12 protein-coding genes and 1 pseudogene are annotated in these 15,049 nt (G+C 48.6%); 3 read left to right on the top strand and 10 right to left on the bottom strand.

What is annotated here, in order from left to right; translation table 11 throughout:
- Positions 1-296 precede the first annotated feature (296 nt).
- From NDA02_RS06735 to NDA02_RS06705, 7 genes and pseudogenes are all read right to left on the bottom strand, one after another.
- Complete coding sequence (locus tag NDA02_RS06735; protein ID WP_190790318.1) at positions 297-1,775, bottom strand: glycosyltransferase family 2 protein; 1,479 nt, start codon at positions 1,773-1,775, stop codon at positions 297-299.
- 51 nt (positions 1,776-1,826) lie between these two features.
- Entirely contained in the window at positions 1,827-3,299 is a 1,473-nt protein-coding gene (locus tag NDA02_RS06730; protein ID WP_348254674.1) for an acyltransferase, read from the bottom strand.
- Between the two features lie 426 nt (positions 3,300-3,725).
- Positions 3,726-3,959, bottom strand: a complete 234-nt coding sequence (locus tag NDA02_RS06725) for a hypothetical protein (protein ID WP_190790320.1) — start codon at positions 3,957-3,959, stop codon at positions 3,726-3,728.
- Positions 3,960-4,034: 75 nt separating this feature from the next.
- Complete coding sequence (locus tag NDA02_RS06720) at positions 4,035-5,561, bottom strand: MFS transporter (RefSeq protein WP_199296360.1); 1,527 nt, start codon at positions 5,559-5,561, stop codon at positions 4,035-4,037.
- A 346-nt stretch (positions 5,562-5,907) separates the two neighbouring features.
- Positions 5,908-6,178, bottom strand: a pseudogene (locus NDA02_RS06715) (sugar ABC transporter permease); the annotation flags it as partial.
- Between the two features lie 97 nt (positions 6,179-6,275).
- Complete coding sequence (locus tag NDA02_RS06710) at positions 6,276-7,412, bottom strand: DUF2382 domain-containing protein (RefSeq protein ID WP_199296361.1); 1,137 nt, start codon at positions 7,410-7,412, stop codon at positions 6,276-6,278.
- Positions 7,413-7,550: 138 nt separating this feature from the next.
- Positions 7,551-8,606 (bottom strand): DUF2382 domain-containing protein, encoded by a 1,056-nt coding sequence (locus tag NDA02_RS06705; protein WP_190789646.1) that lies wholly within the window; start codon positions 8,604-8,606, stop codon positions 7,551-7,553.
- 459 nt (positions 8,607-9,065) lie between these two features.
- On the opposite strand from NDA02_RS06705, the gene NDA02_RS06700 reads away from it, so the two are divergent.
- Entirely contained in the window at positions 9,066-9,701 is a 636-nt protein-coding gene (locus NDA02_RS06700) for a hypothetical protein (RefSeq protein WP_190789645.1), read from the top strand.
- Between the two features lie 369 nt (positions 9,702-10,070).
- Here NDA02_RS06700 and NDA02_RS06695 read toward each other — a convergent pair whose 3' ends face one another.
- The 3 genes from NDA02_RS06695 to NDA02_RS06685 form a co-directional block, all read right to left on the bottom strand.
- Entirely contained in the window at positions 10,071-11,411 is a 1,341-nt protein-coding gene (locus tag NDA02_RS06695; protein WP_348246295.1) for an AAA-like domain-containing protein, read from the bottom strand.
- Positions 11,412-12,318: 907 nt separating this feature from the next.
- Positions 12,319-12,582: a DUF3146 family protein gene (locus NDA02_RS06690; RefSeq protein WP_190789643.1), complete on the bottom strand. Its 264-nt coding sequence runs from the start codon at positions 12,580-12,582 to the stop codon at positions 12,319-12,321.
- Between the two features lie 109 nt (positions 12,583-12,691).
- Entirely contained in the window at positions 12,692-13,045 is a 354-nt protein-coding gene (locus tag NDA02_RS06685) for a hypothetical protein (RefSeq protein WP_348246297.1), read from the bottom strand.
- A gap of 329 nt (positions 13,046-13,374) precedes the next feature.
- Here NDA02_RS06685 and NDA02_RS06680 point away from each other — a divergent pair, with 329 nt between their 5' ends.
- A complete protein-coding gene (locus NDA02_RS06680) occupies positions 13,375-13,761 on the top strand; it encodes a DUF2358 domain-containing protein (protein WP_348254672.1) in 387 nt (128 codons plus the stop codon).
- A 79-nt stretch (positions 13,762-13,840) separates the two neighbouring features.
- The gene (locus tag NDA02_RS06675) at positions 13,841-15,028 is read left to right on the top strand and encodes a TRC40/GET3/ArsA family transport-energizing ATPase (protein WP_190793858.1); all 1,188 of its coding nucleotides are present in this window, start codon (positions 13,841-13,843) and stop codon (positions 15,026-15,028) included.
- Positions 15,029-15,049: the final 21 nt, after the last annotated feature.

Genomic DNA, 15,049 nt, shown 5'->3' with positions numbered 1-15,049 from the left:
AAATGCTGATTTTGTATCCAAGTCGATCGAAAACGCGAGCTGAAAACAGAAATTCCCAGGATATGCCTGGGAACCACTGAATTTATTTGTTTTGGCGTATGACCTTAGTCTAGCGAACTCGATCAGGAATGAGCCTTGAACCCGAGCGAATTTGTCAGACGCAGATGACAATTGCTAGAACGCAGGCTGGAGGCATAGTTTGGAAGTATCAGCAGTCCTGCTTTAGCCTCCCAACCCCGACAAGTAGGGGAATCCCAATCCAGTTTCCGGTTGGGGGTTCCGCGATGACCCCCGGCTTACGATTTAGTTGAATTCAAGACCGAGGGAGAAGGAGGAACAGTCTCTTTTTGCAGATTTGAAATGTAGTAGGGCTGCTTGCCGCGTGGAGTCACGAGCCAGCTTGAGTGTCCGCGCACATGGTCATAGATTGCCACGATCGCAATAATATTCTTAAAGAAAATATAGGGAACCAGCATCAGGACGTGATTGACGTAGTAGTAGAGTGGATAGCGTACCTGAGCCACTTTCGCGGTTGCTAGCGTTTGATAGACTCCGCCGATAAACGAAATCATTGTGCTGAACCACAGATAGTTATTCAGGTTATCGGGAATTGTGCCATCGGATAGCGACAGGCTAAGGACGATCGGAATAATCTGGATAGCAACCAGCGAATAAAACTCACAGTAATAAAGCAAATAAATCCAGAAAGCCTTTTGCACTAAGCTGAGCTTATCGGAATTCCAGAGCTGTCGCTGATATTTGAGTGCTACTTCCAGCCAGCCCTGCGCCCAGCGTTTGCGCTGAAACCAGAAAGATTTCAAATCCACTGGAGCCAGTTCGGTGCTGATAATGCTGCGATCGTGCAAAATCCGATAGCCCTGGAGCAGGGTTCGCATTGAGGCATCAATATCCTCGGTCAGCATTGCCGCATTAAAGCGAATTTGCTTCAGTACCTCAGTTCGCCAGTAACCGTTGGAGCCGCCAAAAATGCTGGAATCCGTGAGAAAAGATTTTGCCGAGTGAACAATGCCGTAGATCATTTCAAACTCAATGGCGATCGTCTGGGTCAGCAAATTCTCCTGGTGGTTGCGAATAATGCTGCGTCCCTGCACTACGTCATAGCCCTGCTCGATCCAGTGCCATGCCCGAAACAAACAATCGGGCGCGGGGTGATGATCCGCGTCCAGAATGCAGGTAATTTCTCCAGTAACCAGATCAAAGGCGGCATTGAGGTTTTCGGCTTTCGATCGACTTCCCTCCACCCGCAAGAGCTTGAGTTCTGGGTAAACCTGGGCAAGCCTTCGCAAATTTTCCTCGATCGATAAGTCGTGGGGGGTGTTGTATGCCAGCACGACCTCGATTCCGTCTGGCGGACGCTGCACGTTCAGCAGAATATGTTCCAGCGTTTCCAGGATGATTTCTTGCTCATTGGGCAAATAGGCAGCCAGCAGGAAGGAACAGCGAGGAACGGGCAACTTGGGATAAGGCTGTCTTGCGCCCCCCAGCCCCAAACGAGATTTAAAACGGTAATAAAATCGACGAAAGCGATTGCGCTCAGCCTTATAATCATCCGTGGCGAAACGACGAGCGATCGCACTGGTCGATTCCACCAGCAGCATCAGCCCACTAATCACATAGAACGTGGCAATCAGCAGATGTAGACTGGTGACGCTCCAGCCTTCTAGCCGCATCCAATAAAACACGATCGTTGGAAAACCAATCAGCACGACATGGGCAACCAATGCCTTGCGTAGCTCGACCGTCCACTTCCTCACTTACGTTACCCTCCTCACTGAACAATGAGTTGCTAATGGCTACAGGATGCCTCACATCTGCCCCCTTGTGGGAGATCTAGCTGACAGATTGTGATGCGACTTCTCGCCTGGGGACGATTTATCGAGTTCAAGCTCCTGCTGCGTGACCCATTGGGTTTTGCTTCTGTAGTCAGATTGACACAGATAGAGCCGCTTACCGTCAAGTAATCGTCCCACCTGGAGGATCGTCCAGCCACCTTCGTCGCCATAGCGAACCCGATCGCCGACCTGGAACCCCCAAGTTTGCTGCTGCCCTGAGGCGGGTATCAAAGCGTGATCCACGCTCCGCAGGAATGCCATCGTCAACTGCTGGATCAGTGGAGTAGTGTAATCTGCAAGAACAGACAAAATCAAGGTTCCTACTACCAGGAGTGGCAAGAGACGGGAGTAGGACGGCAAAGAATTTCCAACTGAGAGATGAATTGTGCGATCGATTACGAAGTTATGAATTAAGAAAAAGCTATAGGTGTGGCGACCCAGCCTGCCCATCGCGGCTTCCAGCAGCCTTGACTTTTGCAGCCAGCGGCAGATGGCATAGCAAAGCCCTGCCAAGCCAATCGGCAACAGTAAATCGGCAAAAATCCAACCAAAACGACTGAACTGACACAGCCAGCCGATCGCATACACCATGCTACTCAGCAGAACGACCCGCCGCAGCCGCCAGAACAAAACGCCTCTGCCCTGCAAAAATGCCTGAGCCAGCACCATACCCACCACGAAGGAACTGAGCCGCGCTAAAAACGGCACAAACGGTAGCCAATCGTGACTGGTCTCGAACACCACATAAGTTGGATGCCCGCCAAACCAGTAAACTGCCATCGTGCGATAGGCGATCGTAAGTCCTAAACTCACCAGCAGCAGCCGACGCGCGCCCCAGCGATGCAGCAGCTTCCACAGCAGCGGAAAGATCAAAATAAAGCTGAGAATCAGGGGTACAAACCACCAGGGACCGCTTGTGGCAAGGAGCTGCTCGCCATCAAACTCAAACAATAGTGGAAACACGGCTCCTGTAAACATATTCCAGGGGTCAGGGCTGTAGCGATTGGTCAGTCGTCCAATCAGCCACAGAATCGGGTAGCTGCACCAGGCGATCGTCCAGTAGGGAAACAAAACTCGGGTAAATCGACGGCGAAGAAACTGCACAGGTTCCAGCGGTCTACCCTTAAGCGAGAGAACCGTGGTAAAGCCGCTTAGCAGAATAAACAGATCTACGGCTTGATAGCCAAACCAGATCGGCACGCTCAACGCCTTTCCTAAAATGCCCGGTCCAAGGCGATCGGAGGCATAGGCAATTCGCCCCAGGTTATCGATCAAGCCTGTCGGCTGCGGGGTGTAGCCATAGTCGGTAAACAATAGTTGGGCATGATAAAGCAGCACCATGACTGCCGCAAACACCCGAATTCCCTCAACCCAGACCAGCCGGGAAGAGGATTCTTTGTGTGAAGAACGCTGAGCTTGTTTTTCAGCAACACGGGCGTTTTTCATGAGTTTTTACTGATTGAACCTACTGATTGACCTGATTGACCGAAATGCGTCCCGAACAGCCTCCTTAGCCCCACAACCTTGGAAAGAACCGAGCCACCTCGCCTACATTCAAAGTCCCCCCTTGCTCTTGGAGAGTGGCAAGTCAAAAGTTGCGGGATTTAGGGGGTATTGTAAAACCGCTCATACTACTCAAATATCCTCCAACACTTCCGGTAGCAATATTTACCAGTAGCAACCTTATCAGTAGTAATATTTGCTTAGTAGTAATATTTACTCGACAAAATGTGCTGCCCTGCTGATTCACAAAGCAGCACTCTATCCATTTTTAGCAACCTGTGAAATCGTTCTAATGATGCAATTCTCGATCGAATTCATTCGGGATCAAGCTGCGATCGAACAAGTTCAATCATCAAAAGCAAGGGTAAATTACATTTTGCCTTTTTGCATGACTTCTTTCAGGTGATTCCGAACTTCTTCGGCGTGCTTTCTGTCTTCTTCTTGAATTTTTTTCAACAGTTCAACACAGGGTTGAGAACCAGCCGACTCGGCATCCTTCACGTAGGTATCGTAGAGCTGAACCGCATCCGATTTGTTCTTCAGAACTGCCAGCAAATCGTATTCTAGGTCGTTAATAACTCTGCTGTTGTTGTTAGTAGTCATAATGAAATCCTCTTGAGGTGTCACTTTTTCACCTTGACTCACCCTTACTGCCAATCCATCTATCGAAAAGGAGATTCAAACCGAAGATTCCTCTGCTGTGGGAAAAATAAGCTGCATTACTTGATGTAACGGCTGACTGCGCTGCTCATGAACAAACACCAGCGGTAAAAGGGCAACCAGACGCAGAACCCCAGACAGGGCAAAAATACCAAACAAGCCGCATCCATCTACCTGCGCTAAATATCCGCCCGCTAGCGTTCCCAGTGCTCCGCTCACCCCTGCTACTGCGGCCACAATTCCAAAGTAAGCAGATTGGTTCTGCACCGGCGCGACTCCAATTTGCAAGTTATTGGTGCAAAGATCGATCGCCGCCCAGGTTGCCCCCCCTAAAATATGCAGCAGTGGCAGCCAGAGCCAGACCGAGAGTTCATTCGCTCCTGTAAACAGCCAGAGCGGCGGCGTGACGGCAACCAGAATGCCAACGCCAATCAAAATCGGACGATTGCCAATGCGATCGGCGACCTTCCCCCAAAAGAGCAGCATCAGCAGGTTAGCTGCCGCAGTGAGACTGTTGTAAAGCGTGACCTGACTAATATCAAGCTTCAAATTATCTAGCAAATATAAGTTAAAAAAAGGCGCACATAAATTAACCGAAAACATCCACAGATTGAAATACAGCAGAAACATCAGAAAGTTCGTGTCCTTCAAGATGTCAAGAAAAGATTGCTTTAGGGAAAATTGCGATCGTTCCTCCTGATTCTCTTTCTGATTTTGATCCCCCTGATTTTCTTTCCGGTTTTGTATATCTTGAGTTCTATCTTTTGAGATTAAATGTTGCATTTGAGGATTGACATCCACAATCAGAAACTGAAATGCCAGACTCACAATGCCAAAAACAATTCCTAGCACCAAAACAATGGCAAATCCTTCGAGCGTGCCTCTGAACCAGAGAGAGATAATCAAACCCAGTAGCGGAATGCTAATCAGATTGGTCAGGTTTGCAGCACTATTACGAAAGCCAAAATAGCGTCCTCTTAAGCGACGGGGAACCAGCACTGCCATCCAGCTTAGCCAAGATGCACTGCCCAATGCGCCCAAAAGATGAGTTGCCAGCGAGATTCCCAGCGTCCAAAAAATGAGGGCTTGTGCATCAAAGTGATACCAGCTTGTGAGAAAAATGCCAATTACCAACACGACCCACAGCAAGCGAGAAATGCCGTAGATCCAGAGGCAATAAAGGTGGCGACTCGTTGTTTTTTCAGAGAAATAAGCTCCGATCGGCTGCAACAAATTTGCCAGCATCGGAATGGATGCGAGCAAGCCAATCTGGGTTGAAGTTGCTCCTAAATTGAGAATGAAATTGCTTAGAAGAACTCCGCCCGTTGTATTAGAAAAAACAGTCGCAAACACGCCATCGAGCGTCGAGGCTCTCAGACTTCTACGGATAACGTTCTTTGAGGTTTTCGGGGAAAGTTGTTCATTCGATGGGATAACTTCAGTTGCTTCGCAGTTCCCTAAAGGGGTAACCGTTGGAAGCTGGCTCATTGTGGCAGCCTGCTCAAAATTTTCTGAAGAAACGGTATCGATAGACAAAGAATCCACTGCTAACCTCAGTAAATAGAAGCGATGAAACACTGACTCGACACTGCTTAACCTGTGAGGAATCGAGCGATACAATCTGCTGCATTCTCAACATACCTGCACAGGTAATCGTTTCTACAAAGATAAATTGAGGGTTGTTAAGACACACCCTCCCTCTGAAAGAAGTTGCAATGTTCCGCAGAGGGATTCAACGATTTCTATTAACTGCTGTGACGTTATTCACAATCGTAAGCTGTCAAAAAATCTCTCCTTCAGCGGATGCTCAGGAAAATGTTACAGGGCGGTTGAGTAAATGGGGAATCAAGCCGGGTTAAACAGCAGCAATCATGCCCTGATCAGAATTCAGCCAATCAACCGCTTTTCCTCGAATTCCTGCGTTTAGAGTAACCGCAAGCGTCAATGTCAGAATAGCCTGTTCTGGAACCACAATCGCTACCGATTGAACCGTGCTTTTTAGCGCGATCCAAACGCGATCGTCTTCCAGCAATCGTCAAGGTTCTCAAACCAACAAACTGATATTGAGTATTGCCCAGAAGTTGAACCTTCTGAAACGATAGAAAAATAGAGTAAAGAATCAGCAGTACAAAAAATGTCCCCAAAACAAGAAGGGCTGGCATGATAAACAAATAGCCAACCACTTCTTCATTTTCAGCTTTTGCATAGCAGCCCACGCATTACAGTTCTATCCAGACCGGATAGACCTAATTCATTTGCTTAGTAAGAATTCGTTGGAAACTGCCGCGATCGGAGCTGATAATCTGCCTGGAGTCCAGGGTCAGCAAATTCAATTCTGACGTTTGCTCCCTGATATTCTGGACGATTTGCCAATTCTGCCAGCAGTTGGCTAGCCGCCTGAATCGACATCAGCGAACCCTGTCCGTTTGTGCCGTGACCGATGGGCTGACCGACTTGAGAGCTTGTGAGATTTGAGTTGGCATTGAGTGATTCAATGAGTTCAATCGTCGAGCGATCGCCCTGATTCAAATCAACTTCTACCAGTTTTCGATGCTCTGGGCTAATTTGCTCAACAATGAGTTTTTCGCGCCGAACTGGAACCTGAATCATCTCGGTGACGATTTCCTTTCGCATGATCACATCGCCAATTTTCTGCTTACGAGCATTGACGACGAGCCGTTCCTCCAGCAGCTGAATCTTCTCTTCCTGAGCAATGCGGACAGACGTTTTAGCCGGCGTAGGCTGTACCGGGCTAGCAAGCACTTCAGCCACAGGTGCAGGGGCAATCGTTGGTTGTTCAACAGCTTGTTGAATCGGTTGCGCGGTGGGAGCAGGTGCAGAAACCGTTGGATTTGCCATTGCCACGTTCGGCATGACGACACGCTGCACGTCTTTACTTGGAGAGGGAATGTCAAGCGGAGCAGCCCCTTCAAGCGGCGAGGAAGCCTCAAGCGGAGCAAAGGTGCGCATTGTGGCAGCATCAGATACAGACGTAGGACGAACTGCCGCACTTGCGGCCGAATTTTCTACCGTAGAAGTGCCGATCGCCTGATTAGCAACCGTTTGACCCGCACCCCGGACGATTCCTTCGGAAGTGACGATCGGTAAGCCAGAGATTTGTGCTGCGCTAATTTCAGTGTGAATCTGATGAGCATGAGAATCAATCTGGAATCGATTAAGCGGCACTAAAACTTGCTCATTCCGATTGGGAGCATTCGGCTCAAGATTGCGATCGATCAGTAAGTAATATCGTCCTGCTTCGTCAACCCAGGTATCAGCAACCTGACCAATCAACGATCGATCGCTGGTGTAAACCTTAAAGTGATCAATATTGCTTCTGTCAAATAAGCGGTGGAAGTCTGGATCAGAGGATTTGAGTCTGAAAAAGTTTGTCATAATTTTCACCTATGTAATTCCGCTATGAATGGAACAAGAGTGAGCAATCGAGGTTCCTCAGCTTTCACTGATTCTTCATCGATCGCATCACTCCATTAATCATCTGCTAATCATTAGTTGTTCAGCAGAATGCGCTAATTACACGTTCGGCAGATCTGTGTTATTGATGTTCGGGTTGCCGTCTTTGTCGATGTCTAGACGTTCACGGCGGATCGTTTCATCTGCTGTCACGGTATCGCGATCGACTTCTTTGCGAACGGTCACTTCTTCACGCAGAACCGTTTCCTTACGGATATCGGGTACTTCTTCGTACACTTCCATCCGAACGACATCGCCTTCGTTAAAGGCATTAACGTCTGTGCCAGAAACAACCCGGTCTACTGGAGTGGTGCGCTCAATAACAACACGCTCTCTCTCGATCGGCACATTAACTTGAGTCTGCTCGGTTTCAACGTGCTTGCCCACGATCACTTCGCCCGTTCTCTGACGCTGCTTGTTCGCAATCAGCCGCTCTTCATAGAGGCGCAGGGTTTGGTGATGCTGATCGTTCAAGGCATATAGGTCGCGATCGTGCTCGTCGTAGCGATAGCTGTCGCGGTTGGTAACCCGATCAACAGTGTTGCCAATTGCATCGCCGGCACGCTCGATCGGATTCTTGCTGGAGCTTACATCGCGATCGGCGACAACATCACGACGGCTCACGTCGCTGGTTGCGGAAACATCGGTGAGTGCGGTCGGAGTGTCCAGCGGCGTTGCGGTGTTGATCGGATTGGTGCTTGCAGCAGCAGTCGAACCCATTGCACCAGCAGCCATCGCTCCAGTCCCCATGGATGTGCCACTGGAGGGCGAACGATACACGCCACGAACACGCTCTTCGTAATCGAAGTCAGCAGGCACAGAACCGTCGTACTCAGGCAGATTTTCAACCTGTTCACGGGTCAGTCCATCTACATAGACATGACGATCGTTGTAGTCAATACGAGCACGACCGATCGGCAGCAACACCTTCTTACCAAAAATCCATGCACCCGTGTTAATGATCAGGTAACGAAAGCGTCCTTCATCATCAACCAGCAGGTTATCCACAGAACCCACTTTATCCGTGCCGGAATACAGATCGTATCCCATCACATCGTGGTCGCCAAAGTGTTCGCGGTAGTCGGGATAAAAGTCTTTAATCTTGTAGAGAGCCATATCAGTTTTTCCTCAATTTTTCAAACAAAGCTATATGTAAACACTAAACATTGGAGAAGGAAACACCCTCCTCCTACCGGCTTAGTTCACCCTCGTCTTTAGTCAGTTCTGTAATTTACTTAAGTTTTACCTTTACTCGATCGCCTGGTTAAGAGCGTTTTAAGACCATTACTTCAAATGCTAAGATTATTATCTAATGAGGAAATATCAATTAATCTACCAAGAAAAACTTACCTCTCAAGATAGGTGTAACATCTATCTTTACTGCCTATTTTTAAGTTATTGCTAATCATTCGTGTCGGTTTCAAGGTTTGAAGTGCTCCTGCGTTTGTAGCTTCTTTCATGGCTTCTAATGTATGCAAATGCATAGGTCTACTTGCGGACGTGAATAACGCTTGAAAAAACGGCACTGTTTGATATTTAGTTTCGATACTCGTGCTTATCAGGAGAAAATAACGTATGGCATACAACAATGACCCCGTGAGTAGAGTAATGGATCGCCCTGCTGTAGTCGCTGCCGCAGACTATCATGATCGTGTTCGTTGGGGTCCGATTCTGGCTGGACTCATGACTGCAATCGCCTCCCAGCTTGTTCTAAGTGCTTTGGGTGCAGCGATCGGCCTGTCTTCGCTGGCTGGTGCGGGTGCTCCCGGTGCGGCTGCGGGTGATGTTGGGACGGCAGTTGGCATCTGGTCAATTATCAGCCTACTGATTTCCCTGTTTTTGGGCGGCTGGGTAACGGCTCGTTCTTGTGGTCCAATGAATCGCAGCACTGCTTTACTGAATGGTGCAATTCTGTGGGCGACCACTTTGGCCGCTAGCGCTTGGCTATTGTCCAGCGGTGTATCTGGTGCGTTTGGTGTAGTGGCTTCTAATGCAGGCGACGTGCTTCAGCAAGTTCCTGGAGCAGCGACAAATCTGCCGGATCAGGCTCCGAACGTTAATCCGCAGGAAGCTCGCGATATTGCAGGAAATGCCGCAAAGGTTGGCTGGTCATTTGTACTGGGTTCGCTACTCGGTCTGATTTCGGCTTTGATTGGTTCGTCGATTGGCACTCGTAGCCCCCGCACCGTCGTTGCCCGCACGGATGTTTAATTCTTCCTCATGCTTTTCGTAAGCATTAATGGATGGGTTGGTGGATCTATAGCGAACGAAATGATGAATATGCTGGTCAATTAGCCGATCGTCGATCGATTACAAACCTGCAGCGAAAACTACAGAAACATCAACCGATTATTGGGGTGGGTGAACGGCTCACCCTTTTTGATTGTAAATTTGCTGTAGATTGAATTGCTGTAGATCTAGTTGATAATTTGATTGACATAAGCTTAATTGTTATAAATTCAGGCAAGCAGAACTGTTTTAAGAAGATGGCTACGGAGATATGATTGATGCAGCCTGATAATTATAAAGATGCGACCTGATGATTAAAAAAATCAAAAAGTAGTGTAGCTTAAGTGCGGACTAGAAACGCCGTAGCACCTGGGAGAAATACTGCTGATACAGCATACAGCTTGGCTCGACGTGTAAATTTATTGAGCGAATGAGTCCAACACACTGCAAGTTAAAAGCATCGATCGGATCTAGAACGATCGGCTCTGATGCATTGACTACTTGCTGTAACAGTGGAATAAGCTGCGGATAGGATTGCTGTAGTTTTGCGAATAGGTTACGAAGATGAGAACTAAAGATGCTGTTTGTCGAAATTGCTTCTTCCTTAATCTGAGAGAATGAAACCTCACGATTGCTAATGTGGTGCAGCGTCAGCTGAATGAGATAGGGAATACCGCCTAAAAAGCTCATCAAATCCGGTGCAATTCGCTGATGATTATTAATGCCGTAACGCTGGATGAGTTCCTGAACTTGTTCCTGATTAAAGTTCTTTAATTCGATCGACAGCCCAATGTTGAAGGGAGAATGGTTTAGATTAAACGGTAAACCAACCAGCGATTCAGCGGAGTGGATAACGACAAGGCGTAGCTGCTGCCACAGTTCGCTGCCATCATTGCCATAGCGTGATTTTTCATTCCAGGCACGCACCATTGCCATAAAATCATTCGCCAGAATAGGATGCTTGAACAGAATATCGCCTTCATCCAACGCTAGAACGATTGGATTGTCAATTTCAGTCAGCAAGTACCGCTCAAAATAGTTGGTGCAGTTATAGCTGCTGCCATAAACCTCATTCCAATACTCATCGACCCGGTTCGGCAGGTGCAAGCTGTGGGTGACAACGGCGCAAAACCAGCGAAGAAAGCGATTGAAATCGGTGAGAACACTAGAATCTGCAAGCTGTAAGCTGACAACGGCTTCTCGCATTCCTTTGTCCCGTGCAGAAGCAAGAATTCGGGTCATCAAAGATGTTTTCCCAGATTGCTGGGGAGCCTTGATCCGAATCAGCGCACCGGGCTGCAAGACCTCTTCGTAAGCAATCTGCTCGTCTGGCTGGCGCTCAATGTAGTAGGGCGAGTCAAGCGGAACTTGCCCCTGTAGAGGAGTTTGAGAACGGGACACATTTGCAGTGTCAGGATCAAGGCTGATGTAGTCTTCAGGGGTGAGTTCTAGACCCACTGCACTAAAGTAGAACTCCAGCGTTTGTCGATCGACTGCTAATCGGCGTCGTCGAACTTTTGTAATGGTATTCGGGCTTAAGCCCGTTCGTTCGCTGAGCTGATCGAGCGTATAGGCACGGCTCCCGTTGTCCTGCTCTGCTGATTTTTGCTCAGCACTTTGTACTCGCTGCCATCCTCTAGAGCTTAGAATCACTCCTCGTTTTCGTCTGGACGATTGGAACTGCTGCGCCATCTGCAAAGTTACCCGAAGAGAATATATCTAAGAGATATATGCTAAAAGCAATAAGTTCATCAATATAACTGAGTTTTTCCTTCATAAATTTCAGCAAACTCTGACAAAGAACCCGATTTTTCTAGGGCGCAAGCTAAAATTAGAATGTCGTATTTTTATCGTGAAAAACTACTCTAATTTCTGGCGTATCTTGAGAAGACAACTTAAGGCGAACAAAAATTTCTGGAAGCTGCCGCCTGTTTCAAGTTCTTATGGATGGCTCCTGCGGCTAACCTGAGGATAGACTACATTAAACCGGCTTAACTTGTGAGTGAGCCGCCCTTGAATTGCAGAAGCATCGACTCTTGCTATCGGCTTTTGTCAAAGTGCGATGAATCAATGTTCGATCGTTTTAGATTGCAGCATAAAGGGAAATCGGGCGTTGCTGAATAAGCCTATGATACGCCCCCCCAGCCCCCCAAAGTTCGGGGGAACCAGAATTCAAAGTCCCCCAGCATTGGGGGATTTAGGGGCGATGCAGAAGCTAAATTTGCACCGTTCATATCCCGATTCAGCAACGCCAGAAATCGAATTTTTTATCCTGGATTCGCTCGTCTGTGAAGGCTTATCGCCTTTGAGACTAGGACGCTTTTGCTTAAAAATAAAATAAGGAAATCTAATTGATCGTTTGCTTAACCGATCGAGCAATTTTAACCCTACAGATTTCAACCCTCAGACTTCAACCCTATAGATAGAACAACATCTACAGCTTAATTTTTCATCCTATTTTGATTGATTTAATAAGAAGGTAGTGATTCACCACGCAGTAAGGGAGAGCAGGCAATCGGTGAGAGTAGGCAAATCGATCGCAGTACAGCCAAACCCCACTTCCGTTTTCAAGAACCGTTGAGAGCAGCCGTGACGAAACCTAGATTTCACCTCGGATTGTAAACGAATAGTCCCCACCCGGCTCAAGCTGGTAGTCACAGCTTTCTAAAAATCGGCTCAGCGGCTCCTTAATTAACGCCCGTCCCAGAGAAGGCTCGACCGACAAAATGCCCTGCTTAAACCGCCACTGAAAATGCCACTCATACTCACTGGCTCGCACTTCACCTTCGATCTTGCCCTGCTGCCAGGACTGATGAGTAATCCTTACATAGGCGGTAGTTTGGGGCAAACGCTTAGCACTCACGATCGCACACTCTCTGCATTAGACACTAGTTCAAAAGGGGCTTTGACTGGGTTAAGACCCACTGAGCCGGTCTGGCTACTTGGCAAAAGATCTACCTGCAAATCAGAAATTAAACAATGAACCTTTGACTCACTGACCTTGAAGCTGACCTTGGAGCTGACCTTGGAGCTAATTTTGGAACTGGGTTCGACGCTGACTTTGGAACTGGCTTTGGAACTGGCTTTGCATCCGGCTCTAGCACCCAGAGCACTAGCCCTTTGGGAATCCGAGTGAGCAACACCGTATTGCCGCGCTGGGTCATGAGTTCCGCTTTACGGCGAGCAATTTCTACGGTCGGGAAACATTTGACATAAGCGTAATACTGTCTATCGTAGTAGATTGCGCCGATCGGTTTTGGCGTGTCAGGCAGGATCACATGACAGCGATCGACAAGCTTGTGGGAAAGGATAGGAGTCGGTTCCATAGCAGTTGTTATGGCAGGTGAAAGAACAGTAACGTCAGCAGACGATTTTAAGATGCAGTTTTATAAGCATTGTCTTACAGCAGCTTACATCGATCGCGATAAGCAGAATTCCCTAGCCGGGATCGTTTAAGCCGAGAACAAAGCTGCATTTCCTATCATTCCCAGGCAATAATTGAACTCTAACGGAATCCAAAAAGTGAAACCAACCGCCAAAATACAGAGTCCTACGGTCTGATTCTACGCTTTCTTACGAGTGAGTTTTTGCTTAGGCAGTGCGACTTCTGCACCGCAAAATGATCCAGTCTCTCCCCTTTCTAATAAGTACTGCTATGGACATCTTAGAAGTTTTGCAGGCTGACTATCGCAACTTTCCCTCGAACCAGACCTATGAGATTTACGCAGAAAATGTTCTTTTTAAAGATCCGCTTAATCAGTTTCAGGGGCGCGATCGCTACCGTCGGATGATTGGTTTTATCCAAGCCTGGTTTCGCCAGCCCCGGCTCGACCTGCACCAGATTCAGCGACACGGTAACCAGATTCGCACCGACTGGACGCTAAGCTGGATCACCCCGCTGCCGTGGCAACCCCGGATTGCGATCGATGGCTGGAGCGAACTGCAACTCAACGATCGGGAACTCATCGTTGCCCATAGCGACTACTGGCACTGCTCCGTTTGGGATGTCGTCAAGCAGCACTTTCCTAAATCGAGTCCATAACCCGAACTTCCGAACAATGGGAAAACCCGATACATTAGGTAAAGGAGTATAACGGTTTCTCAGGAAGGAGTTAGCCTCAATGCGCGTAATTCTAATGACGGGAAAAGGTGGCGTAGGGAAAACATCCGTCGCCGCAGCAACGGGGCTACGCTGTGCCGAATTGGGATACAAAACGCTGGTGCTGAGCACCGATCCCGCTCACTCGCTGGCAGACAGCTTTGATCTGGAGCTAGAACACGCCCCTCGTGAAGTGCGACCGAATCTTTGGGGCGCAGAGCTAGACGCGCTGATGGAGCTAGAAGGGAACTGGGGTGCAGTAAAGCGATACATTACTCAAGTGTTGCAGGCACGCGGACTGGAAGGTGTCGCGGCAGAAGAACTCGCGATCCTTCCCGGCATGGACGAAATTTTTAGCCTGGTGCGAATGAAGCGGCACTATGACGAAGGCGAATTTGATGTATTGATCATCGACTCGGCTCCCACAGGCACGGCACTGCGGCTCTTGAGCCTCCCGGAAGTAGCAGGCTGGTATATGCGGCGATTTTACAAGCCCCTTCAGGCGGTTTCGGCTGCGCTGCGTCCGCTTGTGGAACCTATCTTTCGCCCGATCGCCGGATTCTCGCTGCCCAACAAAGAAGTAATGGACGCGCCCTACGAGTTTTACGAGCAGATCGAAGCTCTGGAAAAAGTCCTGACCGACAACACCAAAACTTCGGTGCGGCTGGTGACAAACCCCGAAAAAATGGTGATCAAAGAATCGCTGCGTGCCCATGCCTACCTGAGCCTGTACAACGTCGCGACCGATATGGTGGTGGCAAACCGGATCATTCCCGATCAGGTGACCGACCCTTTCTTCCAGCGGTGGAAAGAAAATCAGCAGCAGTATCGCCAGGAGATTCACGATAACTTCCGGCCTTTGCCTGTGAAGGAAGTGCCTCTGTTTTCAGAAGAAATGTGCGGTATGGCGGCACTCGATCGCCTGAAGGAAACGCTGTATGCCAACGAAGACCCGGCACAGGTCTATTACAAAGAAACGACGCTGCGGGTCGTGCAGGAGCAAAACCAGTACAGCCTGGAAGTGTACCTGCCAGGTATCCCCAAAAATCAGGTGGAGCTAAGCAAGACGGGCGATGAACTGAATATTCGCATCGGCAACCATCGCCGCAACCTTGTTCTGCCCCAAGCACTTGCTGCCCTGCAACCTGCTGGAGCCAAAATGGAGGAAGATTACTTGAAGATTCGCTTCGCGGATGCTGCCAAAGCTTGAGGTTTCCCCCGCCGATCGCTA

It is taken from the genome of Leptolyngbya sp. ST-U4 (genome assembly GCF_039962215.1).
Lineage (GTDB): Bacteria > Cyanobacteriota > Cyanobacteriia > Elainellales > Elainellaceae > Leptolyngbya_A.
This window is presented reverse-complemented; position numbering and strand designations above follow the sequence as displayed.

What these genes read in the sequence shown, in the direction of transcription:
- NDA02_RS06685 (WP_348246297.1), bottom strand. Translation starts at nt 13,045, where the DNA reads ATGGAACCGACTCCTATCCTTTCCCACAAGCTTGTCGATCGCTGTCAT.
- NDA02_RS06725 (WP_190790320.1), bottom strand. Translation starts at nt 3,959, where the DNA reads ATGACTACTAACAACAACAGCAGAGTTATTAACGACCTAGAATACGAT.
- NDA02_RS06700 (WP_190789645.1), top strand. Translation starts at nt 9,066, where the DNA reads ATGGCATACAACAATGACCCCGTGAGTAGAGTAATGGATCGCCCTGCT.
- NDA02_RS06695 (WP_348246295.1), bottom strand. Translation starts at nt 11,411, where the DNA reads ATGGCGCAGCAGTTCCAATCGTCCAGACGAAAACGAGGAGTGATTCTA.
- NDA02_RS06675 (WP_190793858.1), top strand. Translation starts at nt 13,841, where the DNA reads ATGCGCGTAATTCTAATGACGGGAAAAGGTGGCGTAGGGAAAACATCC.
- NDA02_RS06730 (WP_348254674.1), bottom strand. Translation starts at nt 3,299, where the DNA reads ATGAAAAACGCCCGTGTTGCTGAAAAACAAGCTCAGCGTTCTTCACAC.
- NDA02_RS06705 (WP_190789646.1), bottom strand. Translation starts at nt 8,606, where the DNA reads ATGGCTCTCTACAAGATTAAAGACTTTTATCCCGACTACCGCGAACAC.
- NDA02_RS06680 (WP_348254672.1), top strand. Translation starts at nt 13,375, where the DNA reads ATGGACATCTTAGAAGTTTTGCAGGCTGACTATCGCAACTTTCCCTCG.
- NDA02_RS06710 (WP_199296361.1), bottom strand. Translation starts at nt 7,412, where the DNA reads ATGACAAACTTTTTCAGACTCAAATCCTCTGATCCAGACTTCCACCGC.